This window comes from Parvibaculum sp. MBR-TMA-1.3b-4.2, from assembly GCF_053628815.1.
Genome location: NZ_JBRJHC010000001.1, coordinates 2,896,007 through 2,913,237 on the forward strand (window position 1 = coordinate 2,896,007; position 17,231 = coordinate 2,913,237).

At 62.3% G+C, this 17,231-nt stretch carries 14 protein-coding genes; 8 read left to right on the plus strand and 6 right to left on the minus strand.

Annotated elements, in window-relative coordinates:
- Window positions 1–22: 22 nt before the first annotated feature.
- On the plus strand, window positions 23–1,318 hold the full coding sequence (locus ACSSVQ_RS13845; protein ID WP_454183961.1) for a hypothetical protein: 1,296 nt from the start codon (window positions 23–25) through the stop codon (window positions 1,316–1,318).
- A gap of 59 nt (window positions 1,319–1,377) precedes the next feature.
- Here the strand turns inward: ACSSVQ_RS13845 and ACSSVQ_RS13850 are convergent, their stop codons facing one another.
- Both ACSSVQ_RS13850 and ACSSVQ_RS13855 read right to left on the minus strand, forming a co-directional pair.
- Window positions 1,378–1,746: a limonene-1,2-epoxide hydrolase family protein gene (locus tag ACSSVQ_RS13850; protein WP_454183963.1), complete on the minus strand. Its 369-nt coding sequence runs from the start codon at window positions 1,744–1,746 to the stop codon at window positions 1,378–1,380.
- Between the two features lie 143 nt (window positions 1,747–1,889).
- The gene (locus tag ACSSVQ_RS13855) at window positions 1,890–3,959 is read right to left on the minus strand and encodes a 3-hydroxyacyl-CoA dehydrogenase NAD-binding domain-containing protein (RefSeq protein ID WP_454184700.1); all 2,070 of its coding nucleotides are present in this window, start codon (window positions 3,957–3,959) and stop codon (window positions 1,890–1,892) included.
- Window positions 3,960–4,173: 214 nt separating this feature from the next.
- On the opposite strand from ACSSVQ_RS13855, the gene ACSSVQ_RS13860 reads away from it, so the two are divergent.
- The 4 genes from ACSSVQ_RS13860 (at window position 4,174) to ACSSVQ_RS13875 (ending at window position 9,008) form a co-directional block, all read left to right on the plus strand.
- Window positions 4,174–5,109: an AAA family ATPase gene (locus tag ACSSVQ_RS13860; protein WP_293326380.1), complete on the plus strand. Its 936-nt coding sequence runs from the start codon at window positions 4,174–4,176 to the stop codon at window positions 5,107–5,109.
- Between the two features lie 7 nt (window positions 5,110–5,116).
- Window positions 5,117–6,589, plus strand: coding sequence for a vWA domain-containing protein (locus tag ACSSVQ_RS13865; RefSeq protein ID WP_454183965.1), 1,473 nt, complete (start codon window positions 5,117–5,119; stop codon window positions 6,587–6,589).
- A 216-nt stretch (window positions 6,590–6,805) separates the two neighbouring features.
- Window positions 6,806–7,804 (plus strand): SGNH/GDSL hydrolase family protein, encoded by a 999-nt coding sequence (locus ACSSVQ_RS13870; protein ID WP_454183967.1) that lies wholly within the window; start codon window positions 6,806–6,808, stop codon window positions 7,802–7,804.
- Window positions 7,805–7,835: 31 nt separating this feature from the next.
- Window positions 7,836–9,008, plus strand: coding sequence for a GDSL-type esterase/lipase family protein (locus ACSSVQ_RS13875; protein WP_454183969.1), 1,173 nt, complete (start codon window positions 7,836–7,838; stop codon window positions 9,006–9,008).
- Here ACSSVQ_RS13875 and ACSSVQ_RS13880 read toward each other — a convergent pair.
- Complete coding sequence (locus tag ACSSVQ_RS13880) at window positions 9,005–12,070, minus strand: efflux RND transporter permease subunit (RefSeq protein WP_454183971.1); 3,066 nt, start codon at window positions 12,068–12,070, stop codon at window positions 9,005–9,007. The two genes, ACSSVQ_RS13875 and ACSSVQ_RS13880, sit on opposite strands and share 4 nt — an antisense overlap.
- Window positions 12,071–12,090: 20 nt before the next feature.
- Complete coding sequence (locus ACSSVQ_RS13885) at window positions 12,091–13,152, minus strand: efflux RND transporter periplasmic adaptor subunit (RefSeq protein WP_454183973.1); 1,062 nt, start codon at window positions 13,150–13,152, stop codon at window positions 12,091–12,093.
- Between the two features lie 256 nt (window positions 13,153–13,408).
- On the opposite strand from ACSSVQ_RS13885, the gene ACSSVQ_RS13890 reads away from it, so the two are divergent.
- From ACSSVQ_RS13890 to ACSSVQ_RS13900, 3 genes are all read left to right on the plus strand, one after another.
- On the plus strand, window positions 13,409–14,047 hold the full coding sequence (locus ACSSVQ_RS13890) for a TetR/AcrR family transcriptional regulator C-terminal domain-containing protein (RefSeq protein WP_454183975.1): 639 nt from the start codon (window positions 13,409–13,411) through the stop codon (window positions 14,045–14,047).
- 221 nt (window positions 14,048–14,268) lie between these two features.
- Window positions 14,269–15,720 (plus strand): MBOAT family O-acyltransferase, encoded by a 1,452-nt coding sequence (locus ACSSVQ_RS13895; protein WP_454183977.1) that lies wholly within the window; start codon window positions 14,269–14,271, stop codon window positions 15,718–15,720.
- Between the two features lie 10 nt (window positions 15,721–15,730).
- The gene (locus ACSSVQ_RS13900; protein ID WP_293323826.1) at window positions 15,731–16,165 is read left to right on the plus strand and encodes a hypothetical protein; all 435 of its coding nucleotides are present in this window, start codon (window positions 15,731–15,733) and stop codon (window positions 16,163–16,165) included.
- Here ACSSVQ_RS13900 and ACSSVQ_RS13905 read toward each other — a convergent pair.
- Together ACSSVQ_RS13905 and ACSSVQ_RS13910 are read right to left on the minus strand one after the other, a co-directional pair.
- Entirely contained in the window at window positions 16,162–16,488 is a 327-nt protein-coding gene (locus ACSSVQ_RS13905; RefSeq protein ID WP_454183979.1) for an AzlD domain-containing protein, read from the minus strand. The genes ACSSVQ_RS13900 and ACSSVQ_RS13905 overlap by 4 nt on opposite strands.
- Entirely contained in the window at window positions 16,485–17,213 is a 729-nt protein-coding gene (locus tag ACSSVQ_RS13910; RefSeq protein ID WP_454183981.1) for an AzlC family ABC transporter permease, read from the minus strand. Before ACSSVQ_RS13910 ends, ACSSVQ_RS13905 begins: the two co-directional genes overlap by 4 nt.
- Window positions 17,214–17,231: the final 18 nt, after the last annotated feature.

Consider the following 17,231-nt stretch of genomic DNA (forward strand, 5'->3'; position numbering starts at 1 on the left):
TGGAAGCAGTCTGGAGCATCCCATGAACCGGGTAGATTACGATATTGTATTTCCTCTTTCGCGGACACTTGCGCGCGACGTGGTTCCCCCGCCCCGGCTTTCGAGGGCTGTGTGGTCGGCGGATTTTTCTTCGGGGGTCTATAGCCGCGGCGGCTTGCCGGTGGATCTTGAGGAAGCCGTTTCCGCCTCGCGTGCATCGGAAGCGCTCATGGCGGGCGCGGATGGCGTCTACCGGACTTTCGGTATCGACGTGCCGCCCGTCGTTGCAGGCGTCGGATTGGACATTGGGGGCCGGCATACAAGCGCGTATCCGTCGACCGACGATATTTCCGACATCACCTATTGGCCGCGTTTTTCAGGTGTTGCATCGGCGGTAAATGATTTCGATCTGGGGGCGGTCACGCTGGTGACGGTCACCGAGACCGTTGGTACGGATGTTTGCGGGATTGCCGGTCCGGCATTCGGCTATCGTCCGTCCTATCCGGATACGGGCGATTATGTCGCTATCGGTCTTATCGCCCGGGGAACGCGGCGCTATGTCATTTTTGGGGCGGCGGCCGGCGACGACGCCTACATTGTCTTTGACACGCAGACCGGAACAATCACGAACAGCTTCGGGTCTGCGACGGGAAGAGACGCGGCGGTGGCGGAAATTGCCGACGGCGTATGGCTGGTTTCCATCAAAGCGACATTTGCGGGCAGTTCATCCTGTCTGATGCGCATTCAGTCTTCTCCGGGCGCCAGCCAGAATTCGGTCAATCCGAGTTTCCCTCTCGATGGGTCGACCCTTATCGGCGGGGCCTTTGCCTTCGTCCCCGGCACTGTGGTGCCGCCGGTCATGCTCTCCAGCGGCAATAACAGCGTCACCCGCGATGCAACCGATATCAGCGTTCCCGGTTTCGATGCCCTCGCCGCCACATGCGGTCTTGCCGGCGGGTTCAGAATCGCAACGACGATAGACCTCTCGCATCTATCGGAGCCGAGTGCCCGCTGTCTCCTTGCGCTGGGCGAGGGCGTGGCGGACCATATCAGGATAGAGATCACTGCCCTGGATACCGTCAAGGCCACGATCCGGCATGCGTCCCATGACGATCTGGTACTGGAGACCGGCGCGTTCGGCACGGCGGGCGAGAAGACGATCACGCTTGACGCGTCGAATGGCGGATGGGCGCTGGAGGCGACCGGCGTGACAGGTGACGGCGATGCCGGCAGCTACACCATGCCGCCGCTCAACATGCTGCGCCTTGGTAGCCGGTTCGGCGACAGCGATTACCTGAACGGTGTTTTGAAACAGAGCCAGATCGACAGGATTGCCTGACAGATATGTTTTGCAGCCAGGGTGACGACCCGGCCGCTATCTCCGTCCAGCGTGAGAGGCTAGCCCGCCGCATTCATGTAGGTCGCAAGGTCGAAATAGTCCCGCCAGGCAGCGATCTTGCCGTCACGCAGTTCGAAGACGCCACAGACGGGCAGGGCGACGAGTTTGCCGTTCACCATCATGCGGTCCACGCGCTCGGTAAAGACGGTCTGGCCATTGACGGCAATGTTGAGGAGTTCCCAGTCGGGCTCGCTCCAGTTGCCTGCGAACCCCTTGATGAATTCGCGGATGTTGTCCCGGCCCTCTACGGCGTCGAACATCATGTTGTGATAGATGCCGTCCTGGGTGAAGAAATCCGCCAGTTCGTCGATGTCGAGGCGCGACCATGCGGAAACGAAGTTGCGGACGATCTGCTCGTTGGTGCTCATGGTATTTCCTCCCGCTTCCTGTTTTTGTTCCAGGTTGTTTTTCGGAACTGTGCCGCGTTGCGCGGCGGGTCGCAAGGAAGGTATGAAAAAAGGGCGGATACCGCTGAGGAATCCGCCCTTCGGAGTGTGCTGCTTATTCGGGATCAGAGATCCTTGAAGCCCTTGCCTTCGGCGACGAGCTTTTCGAGCAGGGCTGAGGGCTTGAAGTCGTCGCCCATCTGCGACTGGAACTCCTTCATCTTGCCGAGCACTTTGTCGAGGCCGACCGTGTCGCCATAGAACATCGGGCCGCCGCGATAGCGCGGGAAGCCATAGCCGTAGATCCAGACGATATCGATGTCGGAGGCACGGATGGCCTTGCCCTCCTCGAGGATCTTGGCGCCCTCATTGACCATCGGATAGATGCAGCGCTCCAGGATTTCCTCGTCGGAAATCTGGCGGCGGTTGATGCCCTTTTCGGCGGCATAGTCGAGGATCATTTTCTCGACGACCGGCGAGGGGGTCGCATTGCGCTTCTCGTCATAGTCGTAATAGCCCGCACCGGTCTTCTGGCCGCGGCGGTCCATTTCGCAGAGGCGGTCACGGAGCGTTTCGCCCTTGGACTTTTCCTTGTTCCAGCCGATGTCGAGGCCGGCGAGATCGGACATGGCGAAGGGGCCCATGGGCAGACCGAAATCGTAGAGGACGCGGTCCACATCCCAGGGCATGGCGCCTTCCATGATGAGCTTCTGCGCTTCGCGCTGACGCTGGGCGAGAAGGCGGTTGCCGACGAAGCCCGGGCAGACGCCGACAAGGGCTGCGACTTTGCCGATCTTCTTGGCGATCTGCATGGAGGTCGCGATGACCGACTTCGAGGTCTTGTCGGCGCGGACGACTTCCAGCAGCTTCATCACATTGGCGGGCGAGAAGAAGTGGAGGCCGATCACGGCTTCCGGGCGCTTCACCGCCGTGGCGATCTCGTCGATGTTGAGCGCCGAGGTGTTGGTGGCGAGGATGGCGCCGTCCTTGGCAATCTTGTCGAGCTTGCCGAAGACATCCTTCTTCACGTCCATGTTCTCGAAGACGGCCTCGATGATGAGGTCGGCGGTGCCGAGGTCTTCCATCTTCAGCGTGGGCGTGAGGAGACCCATGCGCTTTTCCACCTCGTCCATGGAGAAGCGGCCCTTCTTGGCGCTGTTCTCATAGTTCTTGCGGATGGTGGCGACGCCCCGGTCCAGCGCTTCCTGTTTCGTCTCCACGATGGTGACGGGGATGCCGGAATTCAGGAAGTTCATGGCGATGCCGCCGCCCATGGTGCCGGCGCCGATGATGCCGACGCGCTCCACCGGGATGATGGGGGTATCTTTCGGCACGTCCGGCAGCTTCCATACCTGGCGTTCGGCAAAGAAGACGTGGCGCTGCGCGGCGGACTGGGTGCCCGTCACCAGCTCGCGGAAGAGCTTCTGTTCGACCTTGATGCCTTCCTCGAAGGGGAGGTTCACCGCCGCCTCGATGCACTGGATGTTGTATTCCGGCGCGAGGAAACCGCGGAACTTGCGGGCATTGGCCTTGCGGAAATTCTCGAAGATTTCCGGTTTGCCGCGATCGGCTTCGACCTTGTCGTTCTGCTCGCGGATTTTCACGAGCGGACGGTTTTCGGAGAGCACCTTTTTCGCAAAGGCGATGGCGCCATCGCGCAGCTTGCCTTCCTCGGCGAGTTCATCGACGAGACCCATTTCAAGGCACTGCTTGGCGCCCACATGGGTGCCGGCCGTCATCATCTCAAGCGCCTTCTGGGCACCTACGATGCGGGGCAGACGCTGCGTGCCGCCGGCGCCGGGCAGGAGGCCGAGATTGACTTCCGGCAGGCCGCATTTGGCGGAGGGGACGGCCACGCGGTAGTGGCAGGTGAGCGCGACCTCAAGGCCGCCGCCGAGCGCGGTGCCGTGGATGGCGGCGATGACGGGCTTGGGCGCGTTTTCGATCATGTCCTGCGCGTCGAAGAGGCTCGGGCCAGACGGGGCCTTGCCGAATTCCGTGATGTCCGCGCCCGCGATGAAGGTGCGGCCGTCGCAGATGAGGACGATCGCTTTCACCTTGTCGTCGGCGATGGCCTGCTTGATGCCCTCGTGGATTGCCTCGCGCACCGGCGCGGACAGGGCGTTGACCGGCGGCGAATTGAGGGTCAGGACCCCGATATCGCCTTCTACTGTCAGATCTCCGACGTCATTGATGGCCGTCATCTCGTTTCTCCCTAGTGTCGCTTCTTTTGAGTATTTGGCGGCGATTATAGCCCCGGCTGGCGGCGACGCCAGCGGCGCGATCGTTCAAAATCAGACGGGGTGTCGTGCAGCAGTGGTCAGGCCGGGGCTGACGGGACGTTAGGCGCGGTCCCTTGCCCATGATAATGTGCCGCCAACAAGAAACTGGACTATCGGGAGTAGGGCGTTGAGTTCTTCGACAAATGCAATCGACGAGATCAGATCGGGCTTCGAGAAGAGCGGATATATCTGCTCAAGCCAGATCGCGACTTCGATCTTCCTGGCGCAGCGGCTGCAAAAGCCGCTGCTGATCGAGGGGCCGCCCGGCGTGGGCAAGACCGAGCTTGCCAAGGCAACGGCGGAACTCGTCGGCAAGCCGCTCATCCGGCTGCAATGTTATGAGGGCCTCGACGAGGCCAAGGCGCTTTACGAGTGGAAATACGGCAAGCAGCTTCTCTACACGCAGGTGCTGAAGGAAAAGCTCGGCGATCTGATGACCGGCGCGCATGGGCTGAAGGAGTCCATGGCGCGGCTGCATGATTTCGACGATACCTTCTTCAGCGAAGAGTTTCTGGAACCGCGGCCGCTGCTGAAGGCGCTGTGGCAGCCGGGCGGCGCGGTGCTGCTGATCGACGAGATCGACAAGTCGGATGACGAGTTCGAGGCTTTCCTGCTGGAGCTGCTGGCCGACTACCAGATTTCGGTGCCGGAGCTTGGCACGATCAAGGCGCGCACGACGCCCATCGTGTTCCTGACCTCCAACAATACGCGCGAGATCGGCGATGCGCTGAAGCGGCGCTGCCTGCATCTCTACATTCCGTTCCCGGAAGCGGCGCTCGAAAAGAAGATTATCGCGGCGCGCGTACCCGAGGCGTCCGAAAAGCTGCGCGAGCAGCTCGTCAGTTTCGTCCAGGGCCTTCGCGAACTCGACCTGAAAAAGAAGCCTGCCGTCAGCGAGACCATCGACTGGGCGCGCACGCTGGTCCTGCTGCATGCGGAAGATCTGGGCGTCGACATGGTGCGCGAGACGCTCAATGTCCTGCTGAAGTTCCAGGACGACATCGAGAATGTCGATGGCGAGCTGAATGCGCTGACGTCGAAGGCGCAGGCCGCGGCGGAGTAGAGCGGCAATGAGCGATGTTCTCGGCGATTTCATTCGGGCGCTGCGGGCTTCCGACGTTCGCGTGTCGACGTCGGAAACCATCGATGCGGGCGATGTCGTTCAGCTTGTCGGCTATGACGACCGGCAGGTGCTGAAAGATGCGCTGGGGCAGGTGCTGGCGAAGTCGGAGGAAGAGAAAACCTCTTTCGACGAAACCTTCGACCGCTATTTCGCGTTCGACCAGTTCAAGAACCAGAAAGCGGCCAATGGCAATGCCGAGACGGAAGCCGATGGCGGCGACGGTGAGGGCGATGCCGAAAGCGGCCAGCAGGAAAGCGACCAACAAGGCCAGAGTGGTCAGAGTGGCGAAGGCCAGCAGGGTGAAGGCGGCCCTTCTTCGGGCGGCGGCAGCGGCGGTGCGACCGAAGCGGGCGAGGGGGCTGCGACGGAGCGCGATCTCGTGGCGCTGCTGGAACGCGGCGACCAGACCGAATTGCAGATGGCGCTTGCCGAAGGCGCGCGCGACGCGCAGCTCAACAATATCCGGCTCTTCACGCAGCGTGGGCTCTACACGCGGCGGATCATGGAGGCGATGGGTCTCGACGGTCTGAACGAGGAGATCGACCGCCGACAGGCCTCCGGCAATGAAGAGGGGGCGGAAAATCTGCGCGAAGCGCGCGACGGGTTGCGCGAGCAGGTGCGTGACTATGTCGAGAAGCAGCTCGAAATCTTTACCGCCAATGCAGGGCGTCAGCTTCGCGAGGAAGTGCTGAGCCAGGTGCGTCTCACCAATGTGGACCGCTCCGACATCAAGATCATTCGCCAGCTCGTGCGCAAGATGGCGAAGAAGCTCGTGGCGCTGCATTCGCGCCGCCGCAAGGTGACACAACGCGGCGTGCTGGATGTGCGCCGGACGATCCGCGCCAATATCGAATTCGACGGTCTGCTCTTCCACACGATCTGGAAGAAGAAGAAAGTGGACCGGCCCAAGGTGATGGCGATCTGCGATGTCTCCGGCTCGGTCGCGCAGGTGTCGCGCTTCCTGCTGATGTTCCTTTATTCCATGCAGGAAGTGTTGCCGGATGTGCGCAGCTTCGCGTTCTCCGGCCGGCTGGGCGAAGTGACGGATCTCTTCAAGACGGAAGACATCGAAATGGCGATGGCCACCGCGCTGCAGGAGCATGGCGGCGGGTCGACCGACTATGGCAAGGCGTTCGAGGATTTCACCGATCTTGCGCTGGACGATATCGATCACCGCACCACGATCCTCATCCTCGGCGATGCGCGCTCGAACTATGGCGATCCGCGCAGCGACCTGCTGCACAAGGTGCATGAGCGCGCGCGCCGGGTGATCTGGCTCAATCCCGAAGGCCGCTCCATGTGGAACAGCGGCGACAGCGAAATGCGGCGTCTCCAGCCCTATTGCGACAAGGCCGTGACCTGCGCCTCGCTGAAGGAGCTGGAGCGTGTTGTATCGGAGATACTCCGGCACGCCAGCTGACCCATTCCGGGTTATCTCCCCCTTCCATCCTTCGTTGTATCGCTCTATGACGCCCTTAGACTGTGTCCCGATACGGGACATCGGCAGGGCTCTCGTTGGGCATGAGCGCTGCATTGATTGGGAGAAAGCAGGCGTTCAGGCGCGAAAACGTGCCATTGCGGCGCTATGCCGATGATTTGGTGGTCCCAGGGGGTTGAGTTGAAGCTGGAATTGTCGATGGCTGGCAGGAGGGTGGCGGCAGCATTGCTGTTGGCGGCCATGGTGCCGTTCGCAGTGCCTTTCCCGGCCCATGCCGATCCCATGGCCATAACGCCGAGCCAGCGTCTGTCAGACGCGGCGGTTTCTGCCGGTGGCGGCGTCAGCGAGGCGGCGCTCACCGAAGAGGGGGCCGTGCCTGCGAAGCCGGCGGCGCCCGCGGCGAAAACCAAGCCTGTGGCGCATAAAGGCCCGTACAATCTCGTGGTGCTGGGGGACTCGCTGGGCGACGGGCTCTGGGCGGGTCTCTACCACGTGCTGCGCAAGGACAAGCGATTCAAGGTCATCAAGAAATCGAAAGTTGCGACGGGGCTCGTCCGGCACGACTATTATAACTGGAACAAGGTCGTCGAGGAGATCGCCGCCGATACGCCCATCGATATCGCCGTGGTGGTGATGGGAACGAACGACCGGCAGGCCATGGTCGTGAACGGCAAGCGCCATGCGCGCTTTTCTCCCGAGTGGGAGAAGATCTATGCGGAGCGCGTGGAGGAATTCATCGATACGCTGAAGGAGACGGGCGCGCAGATCTACTGGATGGAACTTCCCGTGATGCGCTCGTCGGGATTCGATGCGGATATGCAGAAGTTCAATCGTATCTTCGAGGAAGAGACGCGCAAGGAAGGCATTCAATTCGTACGGACGCGGGATCTCGGCACCGATGAGAACGGCGCCTATGAGGCTTATGGTGCGGACAGGTTCGGGCGCAAGCGGCTGCTGCGCGCCGAAGACGGCATTCATTTTTCCATGGCCGGCTATGAGCTTCTGGGCAAGCGCATGGCCGATCGCGTCAAGCAAGGTCTGAAGCAAGGTGAGCCGACCTCTATTGCCATGGCCAAAGCGAAAGGGCTGCAAGCCAAGCCGAAGAAGTCGGAGCAGGTTGCGGAGATTTCGGCGCCGCTGCCGGTTTTACGACCCGGGCGAAGCGATGACTGGCGCTGGCTCGGCCGGACCAATTGAGCGCATGGGCCGTTTGCGCATAGGGGCGCGAATGGCGGCTTTCGCCTCGACGATCCTGTTCATGACCGGCGGTTGCGCTGTAGCGAATGAGGGCGGTGCCGTGCCTGGTCTTGAGAAGTTTCATGCAGCCCTTGCCGCCGTCGAAGACGGCAGGCGCACACGGCCCGTTTCCATTCTGCATCTCGGCGACAGCCATATCTCGCTCGACCATCTGACCGGCGAGATGCGCAAGCTGTGGGATGAGCGCTACGGCAATGCCGGACGGGGGCTGCAGCCCGGTGTGCCCTATCAATATTACTCGGTGCAGGGCTACCGGATCTCCATGAGCGGGGAGTGGGAGGTGAAGTCGAGCCTGCCCGCCGATGCGCATGGGGCGTTCGGCATACAGGGTTTCGTGGCAAGCGCGGCGCGCGCCGATGCGGAGATGGTGCTGGATGCGGACGAGCCCTTCGACGGCGTGGAGGTGGAAGTCGCCGGAGCGCCCGATACGGGTTACCTCTCGCTCGCTATCGACGATGCCGCGCCTTTACGGCTTTCCACTTATCGCAAGACGCCGGGGCTGGTGACGCTCTACGTGCCCGCCGCGCAAGCCCGCCATCTGAGGCTGTCGCCGGTCGGCAATGGCGGTCCGGTGCGCGTTCTGGGCTGGGGCGTGCGGCGCTCCGAGGCGAAGGAGGGCGGCGTTCGGTATGACAGCTATGGCGTGGTGGCGGCGCGGCTCGATATCGTGTCGCGCTGGCGGGACGATATCGTCGATGCGCAAATCGAGCGGCGGCGGCCCGATCTCATCATTCTGGGATATGGCACCAATGAGGGCTTCGACGATGGGCTCGATCTGGCGGCCTATCGGAAGCGCCTTGTCGCCTTAATCGACCGGCTGAGGCGGGTTGCGCCACAGGCCTCCATTGCGCTGCTCGGTGCCTTTGACGGTGCGCGTGACAGCGGGGCCGGTGAGCCATGCGGCGATGGCTGGGTGACGCCACCCAAGCTCGGCAAGCTGCGAAAGCTTCAGCAGGCGGTCGCGGCGGAAAAAGGGGCCTGGTTCTGGAATGGCGAAGCGGCGATGGGCGGGCGTTGCGCGATCCATCGCTGGGTTACGCAGGACCCGCCACGCGCCTGGCCCGACCATGTGCATTTGCGCCCCTCCGGCGCGCGGGAAATGGGCGACAAGCTCTGGCGGGCGCTGATGGCCGGTACGGATTAGCTCGCAACTTGTGCGCCCGTGTCCTTCGCATAGCGGATGCGGAAGAAGAGCGAATAGAGCACCGGCACCGCGGCGAGGGTGAGGATCGTTGCAAAAGCCAGCCCGCCCATGATCGTGACCGCCATATTGGCAAAGAAGGCGTCCGTCAGCAGCGGGATCATGCCGAGGATGGTCGTGACCGAGGCGAGGAAAACCGGCCTCAGGCGGCTGATGCTCGCATCGATCAGGGCTGCATGCTTCTCTTTGCCGCTGTCGATCTGCTGGTCGATCTCGTCGATCAGAACGATGGCGTTCTTCATCAGCATGCCCCACAGGCTGATAAAGCCCAGCAGCGCCACGAAGCTGAATGAGAGGCCGCTGACAAGCAGGCCGAGCGTGACGCCGCAGATCGACATGGGGATCAGCAGCCAGATGATGAGCGGCTGGCGGATCTTGCCGAACATCAGGATCGAGATGATCAGCATGGCGGTCAGGCCGACGGGAAGCTGCGAGGCGAAAGAGCCTTGTGCCTCTTTAGAGTTCTCGTATTCGCCGCCCCAGCTGACCGAATAGCCCGGCGGCAGGTGGATGGACTCGATCTGCTCCAGCACTTCGTTCCGTGCCTGGCTGGCGGTGATTTCGCCGCGTGGCTGGGCCTGTACGGTAAGGGTTCGGATGCGGTCCCGGCGGCGAATGACCGTGTCCTGGGGCGCGAATTCGAACCGGTCCACGATCTGCGTAACCGGCACATAAGTCGCTTCGCCGGAGCCGGAGACGAGGCGGTCTTCAAGCCGCGATACGTCGAGGCGTTCCTTGTTCGGCGGGCGAACCACGATGGGGATCTGGCGTTCGCCTTCGCGATAGGTGCCGGCCTTGATGCCGTCCGTCGCAAAGCGCATGGCGCGCGCAAGGTCGGCGCGCGTGATGCCGGCGATGCGTGCGCGTTCCTCGTTGAAGACCGGGCGAATGGTGAGTTCCTTGTTCCGCCAGTTCTGCCGGATGTCGATGATGTCGCCATTCTTCTGAAGGATGGCGATTGCCTTGTCGCCCAGGGCGCGCAGCGTATCGGGGGAGTGGCCGGAGAAACGAATTTCGATCCGTGCATCCGAGGGCGGGCCGAAGACGATGCGCTTGGTGCGGATTTGAGCATCGGGATAACGCTCGCCCAGCGTTTTGCGCAGGCTTTGCGTCAGCGCCGGGATGTCGTCCCGGTCATCCATGCGGATCATGAGCTGGCCGTAGGAAGGATCGGGCTGATGCGGATCGTAGGTCAGCATGAATCGCGTGGCGCCACGGCCTGCCAGCGTGGTGACCTGCGCAACACCGGGCTGCTCGCGGACATAGGATTCGACTTCCAGCAGGTCGTGCGCCGTGGTGCGGATGTCGGTGCCTTCCGGCAGCTGGTAGTCGAGATAGAAGATCGGCGTGTTTGCGGCGGCAAAGAAGGATTGCGGGACGAAGCCGAAAAGACCGATACAGCCGAGCGTAACGCCGATGAAGCCGGCCACGCAGAGCCAGCGGGCGCGCAGCATACGGTTCAGAAGGCTGCGATAGCCGTGCGCCGCGGCGTTGTCGTAGGGATCGGCTTCGGCATTGCCGCTGCCCGCCTGCAGAAGCATGTTGCCGAACATGGGGGTGACGGTGACGGCGAGAACCCAGCTCAATGTGAGCGACACGGCAATCACGAAGAAAAGCGAGAACATGAACTCGCCCGTCACGTCATTGGACAGGCCGATGCCGGAAAATGCTGCGACACCAATGAGTGTGGCGCCCAGCAAAGGCCATTGCGTGCGGGTGACGGCCTGCTGGGCGGCGGGACGCGCCGCCATGCCGCGCTGCATGTTCACCAGCATGCCTTCCGCCACCACGATGGCATTGTCGACCAGCATGCCCATTGCGATGACGAGGGCGCCGAGCGAGATGCGTTCCACCTCGATGCCGAAAAGCCGCATGAAAAGGAAGGTGCCCAGCACGCTGAGTAGCAGGGTGATGCCGACCACGATCCCGACGCGCCAGCCCATGAAAATGCAGAGCACGCCGATCACGATCGAGACGGAGAGAATGAGGTTCAGGATAAAATTGTCGATCGCCTCGTTGACGACCTTGTGCTGCTCATAGATGGGATGGATCTCGACGCCGAGCGGCAATTGCTGCTTGAGTTCTTCCAGGCGATTTTCCACCGCCTCGCCGACATCCACGATATTGGCGTGTTTCACACCTGCGATGGCGAGGGTGAAGGCGCGCTGGCCGTCGATCCAGATCATGTGACCGGGAATTTCTACCGGCTCGCGGGTGACCTTTGCGACATCGAGCAGGCTGATCTGTTCGGTCGAACCCGGCCGCCCGAGCCGCAAGGCCTCGATTTGCGAAACGGTATCGAAGCCGGGATCGGTGGAAACGCGCACACGCCGTCCATCCACCGTGATGGCGCCTGCCGGCGCGATGCTGTTTTCCGCCTGAAGGGTACGGATCACCTGTTCCAGCGGGATGCCGAGCGAGGCAAGCCGTTCGTTCGTCACTTCGACATAGACCGCCTCGGATAGCTCGCCCGCGGTTTCGACCTTGGCCACATCCGGCACGGTCAGAAGCTCGCGCCGCAGGAAGGTCGCCATGTTGCGGATTTCCCGGTCGCTGAAATCGGGTGCGGTCACGGCATAGAAGAGACCGAACACATCGCCGAAATCGTCATTCACGTGCGACGGGCCGGCACCTTGAGGCAGGCTCGACTGGACATCGCGAACCTTGCGGCGCAATTCGTCCCAGACCTGCGGGATGGTCCGGGCATCGTAGGTGTCCTTCATCTCCACCTTCACCTCGGACATGCCGGGCGTCGATTTCGATGTTACCTCCTTGAGCTGGGGAAGCTGCTGGACCGCGGACTCGATATGTTCGGTGACTTCTTCCTCGACCTCGGCGGCGGTGGCACCGGGATAGGGCGTGAAGATGATCGCGTTCTTGATGGTGAAGTTGGGGTCTTCCAGACGGGGTACCGTCATCAGCCCCCAGAGCCCGCCGATCACGCAGATGGCCACGATGAGCCATGTGTTGACCGGTTTATCGATCGAAGCGCCTGCAATATCCATAATCGTTTCCCCCGGCGCGTTCAGAACCGCTCGGCTGCATGGACGAGAGCGCCTTCATGCAGAAGTCGTGTGCCGGCGGTGACGATGGCTTCGCCTTTTTTCAGTCCCTGGAGAATAACGACCCGTTCGGAGCGCACCGGTCCGAGCGTGACGGAGTGCGGCGCAACGGTCGATGTTTTCTCATCCAGGACCCAGACGCGGGTGCCGCCTTTGCTGTCCGTGTCGACGGCGGATAGCGGTACGGAAACCGCATTGGGCTTGTTCTCGGCCAATTGGATCCGCACGGAACAGGTCATGCCGGGAAGGATCGTTTTCTTATCCGGTGACGGGGCATTTTCAGGGATCGGCGCGCCGAAGGTAACCTTGTAGGTCTGGGTTACGGGGTCGGGTTCGGTCTCATGTTCGCGATATTCGAGCGGCAGTTCGAAATTTTCTGCGAAAGGGAACACCGCCACCGCGTTTATGGCATTCACATTGTCGGTCAGGTGGATGAGCTGTTCGGGTACATGGATCGCGACGCGGATTTCGGTGACGTTCTGTATCCGGACAATATTCTGTTTGGGCTGAACCGCGCTGAAATTGTCGATCAGGCGGCGCGTCACCAGCGCCCGGAACGGCGCTTCGATCGTCGCATAGTCGAGATTGCGCCGCGCCTGGTCCAGCGCGACGTCGCGCAGGCTGAAATCGGCCTGGGCCCTGTCGAAAGCCTGTTGGGAGACATTGTCCCGTTTCAGCAGTTTCCGGTATCGGGCAAGTTCCTTGAGGGCGAGCGTGCGCTGCACCTCAGCCTGACGGACGGCGAGTTCGAAATCGGTCGGGTCGAGGGCTGCGACGAGGTCGCCCTTCGACACGACCTGGCCTTCGCGAACTGGCAGTTTTGCCAGCCTTCCGCCGACTTCAAAGGAGAGGTCGACCGTGCTGACGGCTTCCAGGCGGCCCACGAAATGGCGCGTGGCGGTACCGGATGCTTCACCTACGACCTCCACACGGACCGGCAGGCTGTTTTCCGGCGCAGCGCCGTCCTCGGCATGGGCGCTTGCGGCAGGCAGGAGGAGGGCAATGAGGCAGAGCAGGCTCGCCAACGGAAATGTCCCCTGCCGTTTCGCGGCCGGATTCCTCGCAGATTTTCGATCAGCGTGAAGTGCCGTCACGGCTGCATACTCCTCTTTCTTTGGGTTTTCCGGGGAATTTGGTTTCCCGAGGCCTCCCGACCCGATCCGTACGCGTTTGCCGAGCTTTTCTCGACCGTACGGTATGGTACGGTTCCGGGAAAGCATATCTTTCGGCAATGTAATGAATCAATCGCGAAGGCCGTCATTTCGCGAAAGAATGAGAGTCATGGAAACGGGTAAGCCGCAGCATCCAGACAGCGGAGATGAAAGGCGCGAACGCAAGCGGCGCCAGATTCTGGCGGTCGCCCGGGAGATTTTCCTGCGTGATGGTTATGCAGGGGCCTCCATGTCGGAGATTTCGGCATGTGTGGGCGGTTCCAAGGGGACGCTCTACGCCTATTTCGCGTCCAAGAGCGAGCTCTTCCGGGCGGTGCTTGAGGATTTCCTGACCCGGCATGAAGCAGAGATTTCCGGCACGGTCGCGGGCGGGGGCGCGCCGGGGGAGGTATTGCGCGCATTCAGCGAGCGTTTTCTCGAGGTCTTGCTGAGGCCGGAGAACCTCGCCCTGATGCGGCTGGTTTATGCCGAGGCTGGCCGTTTCCCCGAGGTGGGGCAGGCTTTCTACGATAGCGGGCCGGCCAATGCCGAGCAGCATCTGGCCGACTATATTCGCGGCGCCGTGGAGCAGGGCTATCTGCGGGCGGATACGGACCCCCTGCTCGCCGCGCGGCAGATGATCCTGTTGAGCCAGGGCTGGATTCACAATCGGCGTCTCTGGAACGTGACGCCGGCGCCGAGTGAGGCCGAAATCAGGGAAAACGCTCATGCCGCCGTGCGCACATTTCTGGCCGCTTTCGGCGCCTGAGGTCCCTGTTCGGGCATTAACTAACAATTAACTCTGCCATTGAGCTTTGCCGCCACGCGTTGGATTATGCGCCTGACCGTCATGCCCCCCTGATGGTTAACGGTTGCGTAGTGCGCGCGGACGGTGGACCGCGCGCTTGGTTGGGCTGCTTTCGGACGGAAAACCGCTCCCTTGTTTGCGGGAAGCGCCTTTTCTGAAAGCGGTCGTGTCAGGGCGGCGGCATGCTTTTTCCGACTCTCGAGTTCGGTATCTTCTTCCTGATCGTTTTCACGGTCAGCTGGTCGCTGCGCTGGACGCCGGGCTTTCGCAAGCTGGCGCTGCTTGCCGCTTCCTATGTGTTCTATGGCTGGTGGGACTGGCGCTTTACCGGGCTGCTGTTCGCCTCGACTCTGATTGCTTATCTGGCAGGGCTCGGGCTCGAGCGCGCCGAACGCCCGGCGCTTCGCAAATGGATCGTCGGGGTTGCGGTCGCAGGTTCGCTCGTCATTCTCGGCTTCTTCAAATATTACGGCTTCTTCCTGACATCGCTTGCGGCGCTGCTCGACAGTTTCGGCCTGGCGCGCGATCTGCCGTTCATGGAGATCATCCTGCCGGTGGGAATTTCATTCTTCACCTTTCAGAGCATTTCCTATGTGGTCGATGTCTATCGCGGCGATGTGCGGGCGGAGCGTTCGCTTGCCGACGTGATGCTCTACATCTCGTTCTTTCCTCAGCTCGTTGCCGGTCCCATCGTGCGCGCGGCGGATTTCCTGCCGCAGCTTCATGAGACGCCGCGCCTGTCGCGGGAGCATCTGGGCGTCGGCACGGTGCTGATTCTGTCCGGCCTCATCAAGAAGATGGTGATCGCCAACTATCTCGCCACGGGCATTGCCGACCCGGTGTTCTTCGACCCGACGGTGGTGGGAGCGGGAGATCTTCTGCTCGGCGTCTATGCCTATGCAGTGCAGATATATTGCGACTTCTCAGGCTATAGCGACATTGCCATCGGCGTTGCGGCGCTGCTGGGCTATCGCTTTCTTGAGAACTTCAATCAGCCCTACCGCGCGGCGAGCCTGCAGGATTTCTGGCGGCGCTGGCATATCTCGCTTTCCACCTGGCTGCGCGATTATCTCTACATCCCGCTGGGCGGTAACCGGGGTGGGAAGAAAGCGACCTATCGCAATCTCTTCCTGACCATGTTTCTGGGCGGGCTATGGCACGGCGCGGCCTGGACGTTCGTCTTCTGGGGTACGGCGCACGGTCTGATGCTGGGGCTGGAGCGGTTTATCAAATCGAAGATCGAGCGATTTGCGCCGGCGCAGGCGGGCCCCCGGGGCGTTGCCGGTATGCTGGGCGACGGGGCGCAACATATCGTCGGCGTGGTGTGGACGTTTCATTTCGTCTGCTTTACCTGGATCTTCTTCAGGGCGGATACATTCGGCACGGCGTGGAACTATCTCGCAGGCTTCGGCAATTGGGGCGAGCCGCTGCAATATGCAACGCCGTTCCTGACGGGGCTTATCGTGCTGGCGATGATCTTCCAGTTCACGCCGGGCAATCTCGGGCGCTGGCTCGCGCAGGGGATCAAACATCTGCCCTCGCCGCTGCTGGCCTTGCTGCTGGGCGGCGGTATCTGGCTCATCTGGGCCATCGCGCCTGCGGGCGTGGCGCCGTTCATCTATTTCCAGTTCTAGGATGCGATCAATGCTCGATCTGCTGCATGACATCGAAACGGAAGTGGAAGGCGGTTGGGAAGCCGCCTCGCGCGCCGAGCTGCATCAGGCGGAAGAGACGCGGCGCAGCGTTGCCCGCTTTACCCGCGTCATGTGGCTGTCGGCTTTCCTGCTGCTGTTTTTCAACAGCTCTCAGCTCGTCACCTATGTGAACGGGTTCGAGGTCGGCCCCGTGCAGGACGCCGTGGTGGCGCTCAGCCACACATGGGACGAGCAGATGCGGAAGAACGGTCTGACGGCGCCCGCCGCCGCCATCCGCGCAGAGGTGGACGATCTGCGGACGACGGGATGGGCGGAATTACGGGCTGAGTTTCCCGTCGTCGAGCGGGCGATCGCCGCGTTGCGCGGCAAGCCGCGCGCCGAGGACGACGCGCTGCCTGGCGGCCTGCGCGACACGCAGGGCTAGATCAGCCACCCCAGCAGCCAGAAAAGCGCCATACCGCCCAGAATGGTCACGAGCGCGTTGCGCGTGGCCCATGCGATCAATGTGGCGCCGACAGCCGCAAGCAGGCGCGGATTGTCGAGCGCATAGCTCATTGTGCCGTCGGGCAGGCGCAGCACGGCAGGCAGGATGATGGCCGAGAGCACCGCGGCGGGCACGAAGCGCAGCGCGCGGATGAAGGGCCGGGGCAGGGCGATCCTGTCGGCGAGCTGGATGAAGGAGAGCCTGAGCGCGAAGGTGCCGAGCCCGCCTGCCAGCACGATGAACCAGAGGGTCGTGGTGCTCATGTGTCGTCTCCCTCCTGCGGGGTGAGCATGACGCTCTCCCAGACATAGCCGGCGGCGATGCCGCACAGTGCGGCGAGAAAGAGCCCGAGATTATTGGGGAGCGGCGCGGCGATGACGGCCATGACGCCGCCGACACAGGCCGCAGCCACGGTGGCGCTGTCGCGCAGGCCCGGCACCATCAGGGCGATGAAGGTGATGGGCACGCCGAATTCCAGGCCCCATGACGGCGGGAGGCCCGCCCCGAGATAATAGCCAAGCGCCGTCGATGCCATCCAGACGACCCAGAGGGTAATCGCGGTGCCCAGATAGAAGCGGAACTTCCTGTCCAGCGACCAATCGGGATTGAGCGTGAACCGGGCCAGCGCAAGCGCATAGGCCTGATCGGTCAGCAGATAGGCGACGAGGCTCTTCTTGGTGCCCGACAGGCCGCGCAGATGCAGCGACAGCGAGGCGCTGTACATGGCGAAGCGCAGATTGATGAGCAGCACCGTCAATACCGCCATCGCCGGAAGGGCCTTCTCGCCGATAAGCTGCGACATGGCGATCTGCGATGCGCCGGCGAAGATGATCGCCGACTGACCGATACCGAGCAGGGCGTCGAAATCGACCTTGGCGGCGGCGAGTCCCGCCATCATGCCGAAGGGCAGCGCGGCGGGCAGCAGCGGCGCAATCGCCCGGATACCCTCCAGCCAGTCCTGCCATTCCTCATTCTTCCTGTCCGGCATGGTCCGATCCTTCCTGGT